Annotated in this window: 16 protein-coding genes; all 16 read left to right on the top strand. The window is 43.7% G+C overall.

Annotated features, from left to right (window positions below):
• The first annotated feature begins 9 nt into the window (after positions 1-9).
• Positions 10-858, top strand: coding sequence for a CheR family methyltransferase (locus ACOQOE_RS15655; protein ID WP_420554430.1), 849 nt, complete (start codon positions 10-12; stop codon positions 856-858).
• Positions 859-1,134: 276 nt separating this feature from the next.
• Positions 1,135-1,530 (top strand): flagellar basal body rod protein FlgB, encoded by a 396-nt coding sequence (gene flgB / locus ACOQOE_RS15650; protein ID WP_067867144.1) that lies wholly within the window; start codon positions 1,135-1,137, stop codon positions 1,528-1,530.
• A gap of 2 nt (positions 1,531-1,532) precedes the next feature.
• A complete protein-coding gene (gene flgC, locus ACOQOE_RS15645; RefSeq protein ID WP_067867142.1) occupies positions 1,533-1,961 on the top strand; it encodes a flagellar basal body rod protein FlgC in 429 nt (142 codons plus the stop codon).
• Positions 1,962-1,992: 31 nt separating this feature from the next.
• Positions 1,993-2,691, top strand: coding sequence for a flagellar hook assembly protein FlgD (locus ACOQOE_RS15640; RefSeq protein WP_067867140.1), 699 nt, complete (start codon positions 1,993-1,995; stop codon positions 2,689-2,691).
• Positions 2,692-2,701: 10 nt separating this feature from the next.
• Positions 2,702-4,630, top strand: a complete 1,929-nt coding sequence (locus tag ACOQOE_RS15635) for a flagellar hook protein FlgE (RefSeq protein WP_067867137.1) — start codon at positions 2,702-2,704, stop codon at positions 4,628-4,630.
• Positions 4,631-4,768: 138 nt separating this feature from the next.
• A complete protein-coding gene (gene flgF / locus ACOQOE_RS15630; RefSeq protein ID WP_067867134.1) occupies positions 4,769-5,512 on the top strand; it encodes a flagellar basal-body rod protein FlgF in 744 nt (247 codons plus the stop codon).
• A 20-nt stretch (positions 5,513-5,532) separates the two neighbouring features.
• Positions 5,533-6,318 (top strand): flagellar basal-body rod protein FlgG, encoded by a 786-nt coding sequence (flgG, locus tag ACOQOE_RS15625; RefSeq protein ID WP_067867132.1) that lies wholly within the window; start codon positions 5,533-5,535, stop codon positions 6,316-6,318.
• Positions 6,319-6,343: 25 nt separating this feature from the next.
• Entirely contained in the window at positions 6,344-7,021 is a 678-nt protein-coding gene (gene flgH, locus ACOQOE_RS15620; RefSeq protein WP_067867130.1) for a flagellar basal body L-ring protein FlgH, read from the top strand.
• Positions 7,022-7,033: 12 nt separating this feature from the next.
• Positions 7,034-8,122 (top strand): flagellar basal body P-ring protein FlgI, encoded by a 1,089-nt coding sequence (locus ACOQOE_RS15615; protein ID WP_067867128.1) that lies wholly within the window; start codon positions 7,034-7,036, stop codon positions 8,120-8,122.
• Positions 8,122-9,165, top strand: coding sequence for a flagellar assembly peptidoglycan hydrolase FlgJ (gene flgJ, locus ACOQOE_RS15610; RefSeq protein WP_067867126.1), 1,044 nt, complete (start codon positions 8,122-8,124; stop codon positions 9,163-9,165). The genes ACOQOE_RS15615 and flgJ overlap by 1 nt, the downstream gene beginning before the upstream one ends.
• An 80-nt stretch (positions 9,166-9,245) precedes the next feature.
• A complete protein-coding gene (gene flgK / locus ACOQOE_RS15605; RefSeq protein ID WP_420554429.1) occupies positions 9,246-11,510 on the top strand; it encodes a flagellar hook-associated protein FlgK in 2,265 nt (754 codons plus the stop codon).
• Positions 11,511-11,521: 11 nt separating this feature from the next.
• Entirely contained in the window at positions 11,522-12,766 is a 1,245-nt protein-coding gene (gene flgL, locus ACOQOE_RS15600; protein WP_067867122.1) for a flagellar hook-associated protein FlgL, read from the top strand.
• Positions 12,767-13,110: 344 nt separating this feature from the next.
• Positions 13,111-14,898 (top strand): acyl-CoA dehydrogenase C-terminal domain-containing protein, encoded by a 1,788-nt coding sequence (locus ACOQOE_RS15595; protein WP_420554428.1) that lies wholly within the window; start codon positions 13,111-13,113, stop codon positions 14,896-14,898.
• A gap of 22 nt (positions 14,899-14,920) precedes the next feature.
• Positions 14,921-15,358, top strand: a complete 438-nt coding sequence (locus ACOQOE_RS15590) for an SCP2 sterol-binding domain-containing protein (RefSeq protein WP_420554427.1) — start codon at positions 14,921-14,923, stop codon at positions 15,356-15,358.
• Positions 15,359-15,468: 110 nt separating this feature from the next.
• The gene (locus ACOQOE_RS15585) at positions 15,469-17,133 is read left to right on the top strand and encodes an AMP-binding protein (protein ID WP_420554426.1); all 1,665 of its coding nucleotides are present in this window, start codon (positions 15,469-15,471) and stop codon (positions 17,131-17,133) included.
• Between the two features lie 15 nt (positions 17,134-17,148).
• Positions 17,149-17,703, top strand: coding sequence for a DUF2889 domain-containing protein (locus ACOQOE_RS15580; RefSeq protein WP_420554425.1), 555 nt, complete (start codon positions 17,149-17,151; stop codon positions 17,701-17,703).
• Positions 17,704-17,725 lie beyond the last annotated feature (22 nt).

Genomic DNA, 17,725 nt, shown 5'->3' with positions numbered 1-17,725 from the left:
CTACTCTTCATGAGTATTACGCCTCGGGCTGGTTTTGCTATTACGGATTCTGATTTCGAACTATTTAGTCGCTTTCTTGAAGAGACGAGCGGTATATTGCTGGCTAAACATAAGCAATACCTAGTTCAAAGCCGGTTGGGCAAAATCGTTCAAGAGCAAAACTGTCTTAGTTTAAAAGAGCTGATTACTAAACTTCAGGGCCCTGCTTCAATGAAATTGCGTGAGCAAGTTATTGATGCGATGACGACGAATGAGACGTTATGGTTTAGAGATGTACATCCATTTGATATTCTTAGAGATCGTATTTTACCTGAGCTGTTAAGTCGTGGATCAGGTTCAAAAATACGTATCTGGTCGGCTGCATGTTCTACCGGACAAGAACCATATTCCATCAGCATGACGTTTGATGAGTTTAAAAAGAAAACTCCGGGTAAGTTGTTATCAGAAGAGATTGTTGCCACCGATATATCTACGCAGGTATTAGCCCAAGCTCGACGTGGTGAGTATGAGATGTTAGCGATTGGTAGAGGGCTTTCTCAGGATCGCTTAGTTCAGCATTTTAGTGAGACTGCCGGTGGTAGCTGGGTTGTTAAGCCTGATATTAAAGCGCGTGTGCGTTTTCAAAGCATTAATCTGTTAGGCCAGTACTCGGCGCTGGGCCAGTTTGATGTTATTTTTTGTCGTAATGTGTTGATTTATTTCTCCAGTGAGAAAAAAACTGAAATTCTAACTAAAATGCATTCAGTGTTAAAACCTGGTGGTTATCTGATTTTGGGAGCATCAGAATTTTTGTCAGGTTTATCTGATAAATATCAGATGATTCATTGCCAGCCTGGAATAATTTATCAAGCAATCTGAATAAATATTCGATCTATTATGAAGCCGTAGATATCTTTCTGCGGTTTATTTATCTTCCGCTTTCCGCTTTCCGCTTTCCGCTTTCCGCTTTCCGCTTTCCGCTTTCCGCTCTATTTGTTTGCCGGGCGGCAAAGAATAGGTTTTATATTGCCGTTTCTTGCCTGTAAGTTTAACGAATATTAGTCGGTTTTTTTATATATATTTGTTAAATAAAGGTTTTTTTGTTTTGGTATATGTATTGCTTGGTAGGACCTAGTCAATAAAGGAGATCGTTTGATGGCAATTAGCTTTGATGCAGCACTGGGGATACATGATGATGCACTATTGTATCGTGCACGTCGCGCAGAAGTGCTGGCTAATAATATTGCTAATGCAGATACGCCTAATTTTAAAGCCAAAGATTTAGAGTTTTCTCAGATCTTAAATCAGGCATCTGAGATGACAATTAAACAAACGGTAACATCTCCTAAGCATCAAACAACGTTATTAAGTCCTGATCTTGCCGCAGACATGATGTTTCGTATTCCTTCTCAGGCATCTGTTGACGGTAATACAGTTGAAGTCCAGCAAGAGATGGCTCGTTACACTGAGAATGCACTGGATTATCAGACATCTTTCCAGTTGTTGAATAAAAAAATTACAGGGCTGAAATCAGCGATTAAAGGTGAATAGTCATGTCTTTGAGTAATGTTTTTGGTATTGCAGGATCAGCGATGAATGCGCAAACGATCCGCTTAAATACTACAGCGAGTAACATGGCAAATGCTGAAAGTATTAGCTCTAGTGTTGATGAAACCTATCGTGCACGTAAGCCAGTTTTTTCGGTGCAGCAGGTCGACCCGCTGGCAGATAATGAGTTTGGGGTTGCAGCAGGGAAGGGTGTACAAGTATTAGGTATTGTTGAAAGCCAAGCAGAGCTGCGCAAAGAGTATAGCCCTGAGCATCCAATGGCGGATGAACAAGGTTTTATTTATTACCCAAATGTTAATGTGGTAGAGGAAATGGCAGATATGATATCGGCTTCTCGTTCCTTCCAAATTAACACTGAAATTCTAAATACGGCCAAGCAGATGTTGCAACAAACCATCAGCCTTGGACAGTAATAAACAAATTAAGACGCGAGGCTAAATAGCCATGAGTACTGTAGATGGCGTAAATCAAAACGTCTTTGAACAAATCAATCAGACGAATCAGACCTCGAGCACAGCGACAAGTCAGACGGATGATGATAGTGATATGTTCATGCGGCTGATGATTGCTCAGTTGCAAAATCAGGATCCTTCAAGTCCTGCAGATACAACTGACTTTATGCAGCAGATTGCTACCATGTCGCAGGTTGAAAGTATCAACCAGTTGAATACATCGATTAATGAGATGTCTCAGTCGATGTTGTCAAGTCAAGCAGCGTTGCAGGCTTCGGCGATGGTTGGTCAATCGGTTTATATTCCTGGTGATACCTCGGAAGTGGGTACACAGGCAAATCCATATGCCCATGGCTCGTTTAATCTAGAGACAAGTGCATCGGACGTGCGTATCAAAGTTTATAACTCAAGTGGTTCTCTTGTAGACACTATGCAGCTCGGAGCAGTTGAGCAAGGTGAACACGAGTTTGCTTGGCAGATGGCGTTTGATGAGGATGGTAATCCTGAGCTACCAGCAGGGGATTACACATTCACGGTTGAGCGTCTAGATGATGGCGAATACAGCGCAATAGACACTAATCTGGCTTATCAGGTAAATAGTGTGACATTGGGCGAGAATGGTATCGGTATGAAAGTAAATACGAACGCAGGCTCTTTTGATGTCAGCGACGTGAAACAGATCGGCGTGTGAGGACAGGATAATGGCAGGTTTTAATACAGCAGTAACCGGTCTGAAGGCAGCAACTACAGACCTTGATGTGACTGGTAATAATATCGCGAACGCGAGTACAGTAGGCTTTAAGTCTTCACGTACGGAGTTTGGTGATATTTATGCGACAGCAGTTGTGGGGGCGGGCTCATCGAATGTAGCGGGTGCGGGTGTAACCGTGACCGATATCGCTCAAGACTTCCAAGCCGGTACGATTGAATTTACTAACAACAACCTTGATTTAGCGATCAATGGTTCCGGTTTCTTTCAGCTTGATGACGGACAAGGTGGCACAACTTATACTCGTGCAGGGTCGTTTGAACTAGATAAAGATGGCTTCATGGTGTCGAAAACTGGTAAATATCTTCAAGGATATGGTTTGGATGAGGAAGGAAACCGTTTACCTATTGGCAACTTGGCGGTTACTCAGAAAGAAAGTCCACCTAAAGCGACAGAGGAGATTGATCTCTCATTTAATATTGATTCTCGCGAAGATCCTGAGACGCTTTTAGCGGACTATGATAAGGATGAACCAGGTTCATTCACCTATAGTACAACGGTTCGAACCTTTGACAGCTTAGGTAACGAGCACACAATTAAGGTCAATATGGCCGAAGCACGTCCTGTTCAGGCTCAGCAGCAAGTGACAAGCTTAGCAGCGGGTGACACGATTTCTGGTGTTACTGTAACTGCTGCGCATATGACTGAACTTGCTGGTTATGCGGCTGGAGATGTTATCTCTTCGGGGGCGTTCTTTAGTGACTTGACTGATCCTGTAACCGGTGACCCGAGAATCGGCAGCGTAGTGATTAACGGTGCAGGTGATATTACGTTACGGTTTAAATCGGAATTTCCAGAGCCCGATCTTGTGCAAGTGACAGGTACTGCTGCGGTTGCTGAAATTGCTGAAATTGATGCTAATGAAACGTATACTTTCGCGATTGATGGTGGTGAAGTGCCTTTGGCTGCTGCGGTTGTGCTTGAGGTTGGTGGAATTTCAATAGGCACCTTAGGTATTGGTTCTACCGCGGATCAGATAGGCCAAGCGATCGCCGCAAGTGAGGCGAAAATCTTAGATGCAAACCCGAGTGTTGAATCGGTTATCTACGATAATGTTAATCAGGAAGTTGTCGTCACTTATAAGGCAGAAGCCGGTGATATCACACCTGCTGAAGCAATCACAATTGCTGAAACATCCGGTGCTGCTGCTGGGACGCCTTTTGATCCCGCTATCGTGAAAAATGGTGATAACTCATTCCAAGGTGTATACCGGATGTATGCATACTTGAATGGATCTGAACAGCTAGATATAGGGAAAGAACTTGACCCAGGTGAAACGGGCACAGGTACTGAGCCGGGGCCGATCTTAGTTAAGTTTGATCCATCTAATGGTTTGCTTACAGGTATTAATGGCGATCAGTTCTCTGCGGGTTCCGTTGTGCCAACGATTACAATTAGCGGCGCAGATCCTGCTGATTCAACCACTGTTATTGATCTTGATATAGCTAATACGACACAGTTTGCTTCTTCATCGATCGTTAAATCGTCGGCTCAAGATGGTTATACAAAAGGTGATTTGATTGGGGTTACTTTTGGAGGCACCGGTGAGATGGTTGCAAGTTTCTCCAATGGTCAGACTCAGGACTTAGGTGTTGTAGCTATAGCGACGTTTGAAAATCAGTCAGGTTTATCGCCTTCCGGTGATACGGAGTGGACTTCAACGCTAGCTTCAGGGGATGCGATTGTGAACCCACCAGGTACAGGTCTGAATGGTACCTTACAATCGGCTGCTTTAGAGCAATCTAACGTAGACCTGTCTGCCGAGCTTGTCTCTTTGATCGAAGCACAGCGTAATTTCCAGGCAAACTCGAAAACCTTGGAAACACTCAATACAGTGACGCAGAATATTTTGCAGATATAAGGTTTATACTTTCTTCATTAAAGGCCGCATTAGCGGCCTTTTTTCGTTTCTGGCACGTGTGTTGCTATCTATATAACTAGAGAAAAATAAATTCATAGAAACAAACGCGGTTTTGCCGCCAAATTCTGGAAGTGATAGATGGATAAGGTTCTTTATTTAGCAATGAGTGGGGCGCGAGAAAATATGCTTGCGCAGCAGTCTTATGCCAATAACCTTGCTAACGCCAACACAACAGGTTTTAAGTCGGATCTTGCTCAAGCCCGCGCTATGCAAGTGTTTGGGGAGGGTTATGCGTCACGTGTTTATGCCCAAACTGAGCGTCCAGCTACAGATATGTCGAGTGGCTCGCTGATTGATACCGGTCGGAAGTTGGATGTGGCAATTGCGGGTGATGGTTGGTTGACTGTACTCAAACCTGATGGCACGGAAGGGTACACTCGTGCCGGTTCTCTGCAGATGAATGCCGCTAATCAGCTGGTCACGGGCAGCGGTTTGCCGGTGATGGGAAATGGCGGAATACCTATCGCTTTGCCGCCTTTTGAAAATATTGATATTGCAACAAACGGCATTATTACCATTCGTCCCGTCGGCGATAATGGGGTTGAGTTATTAGTGGCAGATCAGTTGAAACTGGTGAACCCAGACCCTAAAACCTTATTTAAAGGGACGGATGGCTTAATGACTACTGGGGCTCAAGCTCCGTTAGAAGCTGATCTGGATGTCAGGCTTAGGGCAGGATATTTAGAAACGAGTAACGTTAATGCTGTAAGTGAGTTGACGGGGATTATTACATCTTCCCGTCAGTTTGAAATGCAGATAAAAATGATGAAAACAGCTGAAGAAAATTCCGAAGCTGCCACATCCATTTTGAAGCTCTCATAGAACCAACCGAGGATAGATAGATGCACGGTGCACTGAATGTAGCTAAAACAGGTATGACCGCTCAGGACACAAATCTGAAGGTGATATCTAACAACCTAGCAAACGTTTCAACGGTTGGCTTTAAACGAGATCAGGTTGTATTTGAAGATTTAATGTATCAGGTTCGCCGCCAGCCGGGTGCGCAAACAGCAGAAGAGGCGCAGCTCCCTTCAGGGTTACAAATTGGTTCAGGTGTTCGAACGGTTGGTACGCAAAAACTGTTTAGTACCGGTGACCTAGAGGTAACGGATGAGGCCTTTGATGTGGCCATTAATGGCCGAGGCTTCCTGCAAGTTACTTTGCCTAATGGGGATTTGGCTTATACCCGTAATGGCCAGATACACCTTAACTCTGATAGTGAATTGGTTTCAGCGGAAGGTTATCAACTAGAACCTGCGATTACATTGCCAGAAGAGGTAACTAACTTTTCGATCAGTACCGATGGCATTGTTTCAGTTACCGTTGCTGGAGATTCTGAACCAACAGAAATTGGACAGTTACAGTTAGCTGATTTTGTTAATCCCCAAGGGCTCCTTTCTTTAGGACAAAACCTTTACCAAGAATCTGCTTCAAGTGGTGGGCCCTTAGTAAGTAACCCAGGTGAAAATGGGACGGGGCAGTTAATACAGGGCACCTTAGAAGGTTCTAACGTGAATTCAGTACAAGAGCTGGTGGATATGATAACTACACAGCGAGCCTATGAGATGAACTCTAAAGTAATCTCTACAGCGGATGAGATGCTCTCCTACGTGAGTCAGCAGCTTTAATTGAATAATAGAAGGCGGTCTTGAAATGAACAAAGTACTCCTTGCGCTTGTTGCTATCAGTGTATTGCTAACCGGTTGTGTGCAAAAGCAGGTGCAGCCTAATAATCCCGAATATGCACCGGTTAGACCACAAGGGTTGATGGATGCTAAGCCTGTTAATGGCTCTATTTATAGTGCGGCGACGAGTATTAATTTGTATGGAGATGGGCGTGCTCACCGAGTAGGTGATATTTTAACTATCGCTTTGCAAGAGAGTACGAGTTCCCAGAAAAGCGCTACGACTGAGATTGATAAAAGCGGTACCACGTCGTTAGAGCAAGCCACTGCCTTTGGTTCACCAGTTACAGCACTGGGTAAGCCCGTTAGTTTTACGTTGCCTTCAACTACCACAGCGTTTGAGGGCGAAGGTACCTCTGATATGAGTAATAATTTAACCGGTAATATCACCGTAACTGTACATGATGTGCTACCTAACGGTGTTTTGATTGTTAAAGGTGAGAAGTGGCTGAACCTTAACCAGGGTGATGAATATATTCGAATCAGCGGTATGGTTCGCCCGCAAGATATAGGGTCGGATAATACGGTTGAATCAACAAAATTAGCGGATGCGCGCATTGCTTATAGTGGAACGGGGGCTGTCAATGATTCCAATGTTATGGGGTGGATGTCTCGTTTCTTTATCGGCGCGTTAATGCCTTTCTAAGGGGATAGAATAATGAGAATTGCATTACTTCTAATAGCTAGTTTATTGCTTAGCATTACCGCTGAAGCTAGTCGTCTAAAAGATATGGTTAGTATCTCAGGTGTACGCTCGAACCAATTAGTTGGCTATGGTTTAGTTGTCGGCTTAGATGGTACTGGTGATAAAACATCTTTTACCTCACAGACGTTCCGCAACATGCTAAATAACTTTGGTGTGGCGATTCCTACTTCGGTCGATCCTAAGTCGAAAAATATTGCTGCGGTAGCTATTCATGCAGATCTACCTGCTTTTTCTAAGCCCGGTCAAAAGATTGATATAACTGTTTCGGCTTTAGGTGATGCTAAAAGCTTACGTGGCGGTAGTTTGTTAATGTCGCCGCTAAAAGGGGCAGATGGTCAGGTTTATGCAGTAGCACAAGGTAATTTAGTTGTGTCTGGGTTTGGTGTTCAAGGTGCTGACGGGTCTAGGTTGTCTTTAAATGTACCTAGTGTTGGACGTATCCCTAATGGAGCAACCGTTGAACGCGCAGTGCCGACAGCTTTTGCTCAGGGTGATAGTTTGATTCTTAACCTTCATCGTTCTGATTTTACAACCTCTCGACGAGTGGCTGAGCAGATCAATCATTTATTGGGTGAGGGGATGGCTGCATCAATGGATGCAACCTCTATCCGTGTGCGAGCACCTAGGGATCCATCGCAACGCGTATCGTTTTTATCGGTACTTGAAAACTTAAATGTAGAACCGGCCATGGATGCGGCCAAAGTGGTTATTAACTCACGTACAGGTACCATTATTATTGGCCAAAATGTACGGGTTTCGCCAGTTGCCATCACCCATGGTGGGCTAACAGTGGCTATTGCTGAAGACCTTAATGTAGATCAGCCTAACCCATTAGGTAACGGCGCTACTGTAGTGACACCACGTACTGGTATTGAGGTGGATGAAGGTTCAGGCCATATGTTTGAGTTTTCTCCAGGTACAAATTTGCAAGATATTGTGGATGCAGTGAACCGCGTAGGTGCTGCGCCAGGTGATTTGATGGCCATTTTAGAAGCCCTCAAGCAGGCGGGCGCACTTAAAGCAGAATTGGTGGTTATCTGATGATTAAAACCGGCGACAGTGGTCATGCTCAGTTGTATTCGGATCTGGCTGAGTTGCAAAAGCTAAAAGCTAAAGCCCGATCTAATAGTGATGAGGGATTACGTTTAGCCGCTCAGCAGTTTGAGCAGCTGTTCGTTAATATGCTTCTTAAATCTATGCGTGATGCCAATGCAGCTTTTGGTGAAGATAACTTCATGAATAGCAGTCAGACCAAACTTTATCAGAGCATGTACGATAATCAGATTGCTATGGAGATGTCAGGCAATAAAGGGATTGGTCTTACTGACGTTTTAGTTAGGCAGCTTGGTGGGCAAAGCGATAGCGACTCACGTAATGTCGATTTAGAGGCTTTAGACATAAATAGCCGTAGATTGAATCAAGCATTTGATCAAGCGGCGTCTATTGCTGCGTCGGCACTGTTAGCTAAAGCCGAAGGTAAAGAGAACCCTCCAGGCGTTACATTAACAGATGATCAGATTAGTACTGTCAAAGAGGTGTTCAAAAAACAACTGGATGCTGTTTCTAGTAAAACTGAAGAAGACCTTCCTGACCGCTTTGAATCACCAGAAGAGTTTGTAGAAAAGCTTCTGCCATTGGCTGAAAAAGTAGCTGATGAGCTAGGTGTTGACCCGCGTGTTCTTCTTGCCCAATCAGCTTTAGAAACAGGCTGGGGGAAGTTTATGGTGCGTCAATCAGATGGTAGCAATAGCAATAACTTATTTAATATCAAAGCGGATCAGCGTTGGGATGGGGCAAGTGCTCAAGTATCGACCTTAGAATACCGTGATGGTTTAGCACAGCGTGAAAATGCATCGTTCCGTAGCTATGACAGCTACGAAGATAGTTTTAGAGATTATGTCAGCTTTTTAAAAGGAAGCTCTCGTTACCAAATGGCAATAGAGAGTGCTGGCAATCCTTATGATTATGTCCGGAAATTACAGGAAGCAGGGTATGCAACTGATCCTGAATATGCCGAAAAGATTAAAAATATTTTTGAGGGTGATCTGCTTGCAAGTCGAAGCGGTTTTCCTAAAGAGACTTAGTTAATAGCCGATAAGCTATTACTTAGCTCTCCTTAACCGTTACTTCGTTAAGTAGCATTGCACTTCAAAAGGAGTCACATATGTCTTTTGGTTTACTTACACTAGGAACGCAGAGCCTGCAGGCTAACCAGACAGCGCTTGCGGTTACCGGCCAGAATATCAGTAATGTAAATACTGAGGGTTACACACGTCAGCGTCCTGTGTTTGAAGCACGAGAAGGCCAAGGTGGCGTTACTATAGATAATATTGATCGAGTGGCGGATGATTTCTTAAATCGTCAAATTTGGGCTGATAGCTCGACCTATAGTAGTTACGATGTTTTTGAAGATTTTGCCAATGAACTTGATAACCTTCTGGCCTCAGATGTAACAAGCATATCTACGGCGATGGATGACTATTTTGGGGCGATGCAAACGGCAGTTGATGATCCTGTAAGTTTGCCGAATCGTGAGCTGTTTATTGCGCAGGCTGAATCCTTGGTCCAACGGTTTAATGATTTAGATGCCAATATTCGTCGCCAAAATGAAACGATTAACGGTCAATTAGAGAGTAGTGTTGCTGCTATCAACACGATTGCACAAAACATAGCCCAACTTAATGATGAGATACGTATAGCTAATGCCTCTGGCAATGTATCGAGTGAGCTGCTTGATCAGCGAGATATGAAGCTAGAAGAACTATCTGAATATATAGGTTTTACTATTATTGAAGATAGTAATACTCAGGAAGTTAGTGTTTTTGTTGGTAATGGTGAGCCCTTAGTTGTTGGGCAATCAGCTAACACATTAACAACCATGACCAGCCCAGCCGATAGCAGCCAGCTAAATCTAGGTATTCAAATAGGTAATAATGTCGGTGATATCACCAGTCAAGTATCTGGGGGTAAGGTCGGTGGCATGCTTGATTATCGTGATACGACCTTAAATGAAACTTTAGATGAGTTAGGCCGCATAGCACTGGTTTTTGCTGACACGATGAACGAGCAGCATCAGAAGGGGATGGACCTTGACGGAAATGCCGGTGGACTGATGTTCACCGATATCAACAATTCCACAGTGGCTTCCAACCGTGTTTTAGCTGAGCGAGATAATCTAACTTCTTCAACAGGTATGGTGATTATCAATGATGTCACTCAGGTTGAAGCGACAGAGTATGAGTTAATCTTTAACAGTGATAGTACCTTTACACTGATCCGTGGCAATGATGAGGTTCGTTGGGGTCAAAACGAATTTAATGCCAGTGGTACGCCGCCAGCGAATGCGTCAGAAGTTGATGAAGATGGTGAGTATTATTTAGATGCAGCTACGGGTGACCTTACATTACGGATAGACGGTTTTACCTTAACACTCGATGGAACAACTTCATTTGCACAAGGTGATAAATTTTTAATTCAGCCAACCCGCAATGCAGCTGCTGAGATTGATACTGTTATTAATAATGCAAGTCAGCTGGCGTTAGGCTCACCATTATCGACCTCTGAAGATGTGGCTAATACTGGTACAGGGGTTGTTAACGTTACGATCACTGATAAAGACTACGCGGCTCAGGCGGCGGTAGTGGGGCAGTTAACGCCACCGCTTAATCTTAGTTTTCTCTCACCTTTGGAAGCAAACGGTGACGTGGCTAACGTGGGCACGGCATCAAATGTTCAAATTGCTGATTATGATCTCACATCAAGCATCACTTATCCGCTGACAATTACGGCGGTAGGTGGTTCTTTTAATATTACAGATTCTGGATCGCCTGCAATCACAGCGACAGGTGTCGGTAATATAGGTGATACTGAATTAGATCTTACGGCCACCTTTGGTATTACACTTGATATTGCATCGGTTGCTAATGGTGATGTATTTACGATCGATCACGATGATTCAGGAGAGGTCGGCTACTACCAATTAACGGATGAAGGCGGCGATCGCCAAGTTGGTGCATTTAATCCAGGTGAGGCGATAGAGCTTCAGGGGTTTGACATTACGATTAGTAATCAACCTAACTTAAATGACGTGTTTACTATACAGCCCAATACGGATGGAGTCTCAGATAACAGTAATGCTTTACTTCTGTCTGATCTGCAGTTTGTTAAAAATATCGAAGGTGCCTCCTACCAGGATAAATACGGTCAAACGGTTGAGCGTGTCGGAACAGAAGCGGCGGTTGCACAAATAAATGCACAAGCAGGTAAAGCGGTACTTGATTCGAATATAGCGCAACGTTCAAGCATATCGGGTGTTAACTTAGATGAAGAGGCGGCTAAGCTGGTTCAGTTTCAGCAAGCTTATCAAGCCTCAGCTCAATTAATCCAAGTTGCGCAAACTATATTTGATACCTTGCTGCAGAGTGTATAGGGAGATAAGCCATGAGAATTTCTACACAGCAAATTTTTCTGAGTAATATTGATAATCTTAATAAAGGCAGCGCAGATTTATTCAAAACACAGCAGCAGCTTTCGACTGGTAAGCGAATATTGCAACCATCGGATGATCCTTTAGCATCGGCTCAGATTCAAAAGTTCAAAAAAGAGATCGCTAGAACAGAGCAGTTTTCAGCGAATATCGAAGTCGCTGACCGACGTTTGAGTCTAGAAGAAACCACCATCGATCAGATCAATAACCTATCCATTCGCCTAAGAGAATTAACGCTCCAAGGTAAAAATGGAGTGCTAAGTGATGGTGATCGTATCTCTATCGCTTCTGAAGTTGGGGAGATCGTTAAGTCCTTATCCAGCCTGATGAACACTAAAGATGTTCAAGGTGAATATCTGTTTGCGGGTAATAAAGGTTTTACCCAGCCCTATACCTATAACGAAAGTAATGGTCGTTATGAATTTAATGGCGATGACGGCCAGCGTTACCTACAGGTGGGCCCTGAGAATAAGGTCGCCTCAACTGATTCAGGTTTTGAAATATTTGAAAAAGTAGCGATGGTGCCAGGTTACATAGAAGCCGATCTGACACAAACGGTTTCTATGGTTTCGAATATAGATATTGATGGAGGTGATGCGGAAGCCTTTGGTAGTTATATGGGCGCCAATGGTCCATTAACGATGACAGTGGATGCGGCTGGTTTACTAACAGTAACGGATAAAAATGGCCAGTTTGTTACTGCAGAAGATCCGGCTGTTAGCCTAAATGGTTATGATCTATCCACTAACCCTAATGCGCCAACCTTGACTATTGCTGGTGTTGAACTAGATGTTAGTGGAGCTAACGAAGGGACTGCGACCTTAGATGTGTTCGATCAACATAATATTCTTAATACAGCGATGGATTTGAAAGAGCAGCTAGACACTGCAGATTTTACAACGGAAAGCGGAAAAGAGTTATTTAATACCAAGATGGATCAAATCTTAACGAACTTGTCCGGTATTGAGGAGCTAAATATTGCTGCACGTACCAGTATCGGTGGTCGCATCAATGCCTTAGAGCAGCAGCTTTTAGTTAATGAAGATTATATTCTCTTCACTGAGGAAGCGCGCTCCTCATTCGAAGATATGGATTATAACGAAGCCATTAGTATTTTCACATTGCAGGAAACTGCACTTGAAGCGTCCTACGCTAGCTTTGCGGCCATTAAAGATCTAAGTCTATTTAATTATCTATAAGCCTGTTTTTTAAAATACTTAAAGCCGACATGAAAGTGTCGGCTTTTTTGTTTCTATTGTGCACCGCAATGTTATTTGAAGGATATTGTTACACTCAAGCGGTCAGTCTCGTATTTATAGCTCTTCTCTCTCCCTTGTTAAGCCTTATAACTTAGGTGTTTTAAAACGCGTGCTACTTTTTGTCATTAATAATGGTAGCTTTTGTTATTGGCGAAATTGAGTCTATCGACCATCCTTAAGTATATCTGAACAACAGAGCTGCCGATTTAGATTGTACTTTGCAGCGATTGCTCAAGTGATAAATACCACTTAGCGCTATAAAAATAATATTGAGGATACAGGTCATGCCAGAATATAAAGCGCCACTGCGTGATATGAATTTCGTACTTAACGAAGTTCTTGATGCTGAGAGACATTACCAAAGCTTACCGGGTTGTGATGAAGCAACACCCGATATGGTGGCAGCAATTATGGAAGAGGGTGCCAAATTTTCTGAGCGCGTTCTGTCACCATTGAATCAAGTAGGAGATCAACAAGGCTGTACTTGGAATGATGGTGTAGTGACAACACCCGATGGTTTTAAAGAAGCGTACCAGCAGTTTGTTGAGGGTGGTTGGCCATCCCTTGCCCATGAAACAGAGTGGGGTGGTCAGGGTTTACCTGAGTCTCTAGGTATTGTACTTAATGAGATGGTAGGTACGGCCAATTGGTCATGGAGTATGTATCCAGGTTTAAGCCATGGTGCGATGAATACGTTAGATGCTCACGGTACGGATGAACAGAAAGAGACCTACCTGACCAAATTGATATCAGGTGAATGGACCGGCACCATGTGCCTGACAGAACCTCATTGTGGTACTGACTTAGGTATGCTGAGAACCAAAGCAGAACCTCAAGCTGATGGCAGCTATAAAGTGTCGGGTACGAAAATATTTATTTCTGCTGGTGAGCATGATATGGCGGAAAATATTATCCATATCGTATTAGCTCGTCTTCCTGATGCCCCTGCTGGCACAAAAGGTATTTCGCTTTTTATTGTTCCTAAGCACTTACCTGATGCTTTGAATGAGAGTAACGGGGTTAGCTGTGGTTCTTTAGAACACAAAATGGGTATTCATGGTAATTCAACCTGCGTTATGAATTTTGATGGGGCGACCGGTTACTTGATTGGTCCTGCCAATAAAGGTTTGAACTGTATGTTTACCTTTATGAATACCGCACGTTTAGGTACTGCACTGCAAGGATTAGCTCATGCCGAATGGGGGTTTCAAAACTCATTAGCCTACGCTAAAGATCGCTTACAGATGCGAGCATTAAATGGCCCAGCCTACCCTGATAAAGCGGCCGACCCTATTATCGTTCATCCTGAAGTACGCAAAATGCTACTGACACAAAAGGCGTTTGCTGAAGCAGGCCGTGCGATGATCTATTACTGCGCTCAGCTGGTGGACAAAGTGAAGTTATGTGAGGGTGACGAGAAAAAAGACGCAGATGCCCTATTGGCTTTCTTAACACCTATAGCAAAAGCGTTTTTAACCGAAGTCGGTTTTGAATCAGCTAACCATGGATTACAAATATTTGGTGGTCATGGCTATATTGCAGAGTGGGGCATGGAGCAAAATGTACGTGATAGCCGTATATCAATGCTTTATGAAGGCACAACCCAGATACAGGCACTCGATTTACTGGGACGTAAAGTATTGATGACTCAAGGTGAAGCGCTTAAAGGCTTTACTAAAATCATGCATAAATTCTGTCAGGCGGAAACTGATAACCCCGAAATGCAAAAGTTCACGCAGCCGCTTGTTGATTTGAATAAAGAGTGGGGTGAATTAACGATGCAAGTTGGCATGAAAGCGATGAAAAATCGTGATGAAGTCGGTGCCGCTTCTGTTGATTATCTAATGTATTCAGGTTACGTGGTGTTAGGTTATTTCTGGGCTCGGATGGCGAAAGTTGCTCAGGAGAAAATAGCTGAAGGAGAAGGTGATATTGCTTTCTATCAAGCTAAACTGACTACAGCCCAATTTTATTTTCAGCGTATTCTGCCGCGTACTCGCTCTTTGGTCGTTACTATGCAATCCGGTGCAGATAATCTGATGTCTATGGAACAAGAGCATTTTACATTTTAATCATGCTTTTGAAGGCAGGTAGATGAAAAAGGTATTAAATAATCCAGTAGGACGCACCTTATTGCGCGGCCTACTGAAGCTAAATGCGACGCGTTACAAACTACAAAATGCAAACAGTCATAATAAAAATGAGGTCACGAACATGGCAGATTTAAACGCAATTTTCACTCAAATGGAACAACGGTTTGACGCCTCTGCGGCGGCGGGTACTGACGCTGTTTTTCAGTATGATATTAGTGATGGCGGTGAATGGTTTGTTACAGTTCAAGATGGGAGCTGCGCGGTTGCTGAAGGTAGTAGCGACGAACCTACTGTGACTTTACGTATGGATAGTACTACGCTAGAAGAGGTCATGTCTGGTGAAACCGATGGAATGCAAGCGTTTATGACCGGTCGCATTCAGGCCGATGGTGATATTATGCTGGCAACCAAATTAGCGGTGTTATTTCCGGTTGCATAAATTCAGTAATTGAAGGGGGTCTAAGCAGTAGCTTACAGTTCCTTTAGCGTGTTACAACATACTAGAACCGACAAGGTTCTCGATAAAAATAATTATACGAGGAGCCTGCAATGGTGCAGCAGTTACCTGCAGCGGATCAAATACCAGCGGATATCAATCATTACGGATTTAAAACAATCCTCGATGTCCTAGCGTATACATGTGAAAAATTTGGCCCTAAACCCGCTTACACGAGCTTTGGACGAACGTTAGATTATAACGAACTCGATCGCCTTTCCGCCTCGTTTGCGGTGTATTTGCAAAAGGAGACTAATCTACAGCCGGGCGATCGCGTTGCGATTCAGCTTCCTAACCTTATTCAATACCCGGTCGTACTTTTTGGTGCATTACGTGCGGGCTTAGTGATTGTTAATACAAACCCGCTCTATACCGCGAGTGAGATGGAGCATCAGTTTTGTGATTCTGGCGCAAAAGCGTTGATTATTCACAAAAGTATGGCGCATAAGGCAGAAGAGATCCTGTTAAATACTGAGATAGAGCACTTGTTCGTAACCCAAGTTGGCGATCTCCACGGATTTGTTAAGCGTAATATACTTAACGCCGCTGTTAAATATTTAAAAAAGATGGAACCCAATTTCTATCTGCCGGATGCGCTCCCTTTACGAGAAGTGCTCTTAAAATATTTAGGTGAAACGCCTGAACATTTTGAAGTTGTTCCCGGTGACACGGCTGTATTGCAATATACGGGCGGCACTACAGGCGTATCAAAAGGTGCTGTTCTCACGCACGCCAATCTAATTTCTAATATGTTGCAGGCTGAAAATCGACTCACAGTACCCGGCGTTGATTGGACAGAAACAGTCATTTCTCCGCTGCCGCTTTATCATATTTATGCCTTTACCGTTGCTCAGGTTGTATCACTGCTGGGTGGTCACAGTGTTTTAATTCCCAATCCACGTGATATCTCCGGCTTTATCAAAGAGCTGCATAAATGGAAGATGAGCACTTTCGTCGGCTTGAATACGCTTTTTATTGCATTGTGTAATGATGAAAAGTTCTTAGATGTGGATTTTAGTAACCTTAAATTTACCGCGTCGGGAGGTATGGCGCTAAACCAATCAACAGCAGTATTGTGGAAGGAAAAAACCGGTTGCGATATTACCGAAGGCTATGGTTTAACCGAAACCTCACCGGCGGTCTGTTTTAATCCACCGTTGGCGAACCGCATAGGCACCATTGGCTTATCGATGCTCCATACGGATATCCGCGTAATTGGTACTGATGGCGAAGACGTGCCTATTGGTGAGGCGGGCGAACTCTGTGTTAAAGGTCCGCAGGTGATGAAAGGTTACTGGCAGCGTCCAAAAGAAACAGCATGTTCTTTCACCGACGATGGCTACTTTATTACCGGTGATATCGCCACGTTAGATGAAGATGGCTACTATCGAATCGTTGATCGCGCTAAAGACATGATTATCGTCTCTGGGTTTAATGTTTACCCTAATGAAGTTGAAGATGTCGTTACCCAGCACCCCGATGTGATCGAATGTGCCGCTATTGGTGTTCCCGATATTAAAACGGGTGAAACCGTTAAAGTTTTTGTTGTGAGTAGTGATCCTGATTTGAACCGCGAAGATATTCGCAATTGGTGTAAAGATAAACTCACGCGCTATAAAGTGCCTAAACAGGTTGAGTTTGCAGATGACCTACCTAAATCGAATGTAGGTAAAATTTTACGTCGAATGCTTAAATCGCCACAACCTGATGCCAGCTGAGCAAGGAACGAGCTAATGTCACTATCTAAACCTTCTCGTCGAACGGCTCAACATACCCGTACAGTGGTTTGTACTGGTTATCTACGTGACGATAAATTATGGGATATAGAAGCGCGGATGACGGATGTTAAAACCCATAATGTGGATAACGCCGAACGGGGTGGCTATGTGGCAGGTGGCGAAGCGTTTCACGATATCAGCATACGGGTGACCCTTGATAAAGGCTTACATATACATCATGTCGAACCAGTCATAGATGAATCACCTTTTCGCATGTGTAGCCAGATTACCTCTGCGTTCAAAAAGCTGGAAGGCTCCCGTATTGGACCTGGGTGGCAAAAACAGGCCAGAGCATTGCTAGGCGGTGTGGCGGGTTGTACCCACCTGAATGACCTATTACCGGTTGTGGCAACGACAGCAATACAAGCGATATGGCCAAGTTCAGGTAAAGAGGGGGGTGAAGGGGTTCTGAAAGAGGGCGCAAATTTTATGCTCAATAGTTGCCATGTCTGGGGCCAAAGCAGCGAAATGATTAAAACCTATCTGCCCAAACATTATATTGATAAATAATAACTGTATCTCTTATAAAACA

The organism is Neptuniibacter marinus (assembly GCF_965223595.1).
Lineage (GTDB): Bacteria > Pseudomonadota > Gammaproteobacteria > Pseudomonadales > Balneatricaceae > Neptuniibacter > Neptuniibacter marinus.
The sequence above is the reverse complement of the archived record's forward strand: the minus strand, read 5'-3'. Positions and strand labels throughout refer to the sequence as shown.

Coding starts and splice junctions, on each gene's coding strand:
- ACOQOE_RS15655 (WP_420554430.1), top strand. CDS start 10: ATGAGTATTACGCCTCGGGCTGGTTTTGCTATTACGGATTCTGATTTC.
- flgB (WP_067867144.1), top strand. CDS start 1,135: ATGGCAATTAGCTTTGATGCAGCACTGGGGATACATGATGATGCACTA.
- flgC (WP_067867142.1), top strand. CDS start 1,533: ATGTCTTTGAGTAATGTTTTTGGTATTGCAGGATCAGCGATGAATGCG.
- ACOQOE_RS15640 (WP_067867140.1), top strand. CDS start 1,993: ATGAGTACTGTAGATGGCGTAAATCAAAACGTCTTTGAACAAATCAAT.
- ACOQOE_RS15635 (WP_067867137.1), top strand. CDS start 2,702: ATGGCAGGTTTTAATACAGCAGTAACCGGTCTGAAGGCAGCAACTACA.
- flgF (WP_067867134.1), top strand. CDS start 4,769: ATGGATAAGGTTCTTTATTTAGCAATGAGTGGGGCGCGAGAAAATATG.
- flgG (WP_067867132.1), top strand. CDS start 5,533: ATGCACGGTGCACTGAATGTAGCTAAAACAGGTATGACCGCTCAGGAC.
- flgH (WP_067867130.1), top strand. CDS start 6,344: ATGAACAAAGTACTCCTTGCGCTTGTTGCTATCAGTGTATTGCTAACC.
- ACOQOE_RS15615 (WP_067867128.1), top strand. CDS start 7,034: ATGAGAATTGCATTACTTCTAATAGCTAGTTTATTGCTTAGCATTACC.
- flgJ (WP_067867126.1), top strand. CDS start 8,122: ATGATTAAAACCGGCGACAGTGGTCATGCTCAGTTGTATTCGGATCTG.
- flgK (WP_420554429.1), top strand. CDS start 9,246: ATGTCTTTTGGTTTACTTACACTAGGAACGCAGAGCCTGCAGGCTAAC.
- flgL (WP_067867122.1), top strand. CDS start 11,522: ATGAGAATTTCTACACAGCAAATTTTTCTGAGTAATATTGATAATCTT.
- ACOQOE_RS15595 (WP_420554428.1), top strand. CDS start 13,111: ATGCCAGAATATAAAGCGCCACTGCGTGATATGAATTTCGTACTTAAC.
- ACOQOE_RS15590 (WP_420554427.1), top strand. CDS start 14,921: ATGAAAAAGGTATTAAATAATCCAGTAGGACGCACCTTATTGCGCGGC.
- ACOQOE_RS15585 (WP_420554426.1), top strand. CDS start 15,469: ATGGTGCAGCAGTTACCTGCAGCGGATCAAATACCAGCGGATATCAAT.
- ACOQOE_RS15580 (WP_420554425.1), top strand. CDS start 17,149: ATGTCACTATCTAAACCTTCTCGTCGAACGGCTCAACATACCCGTACA.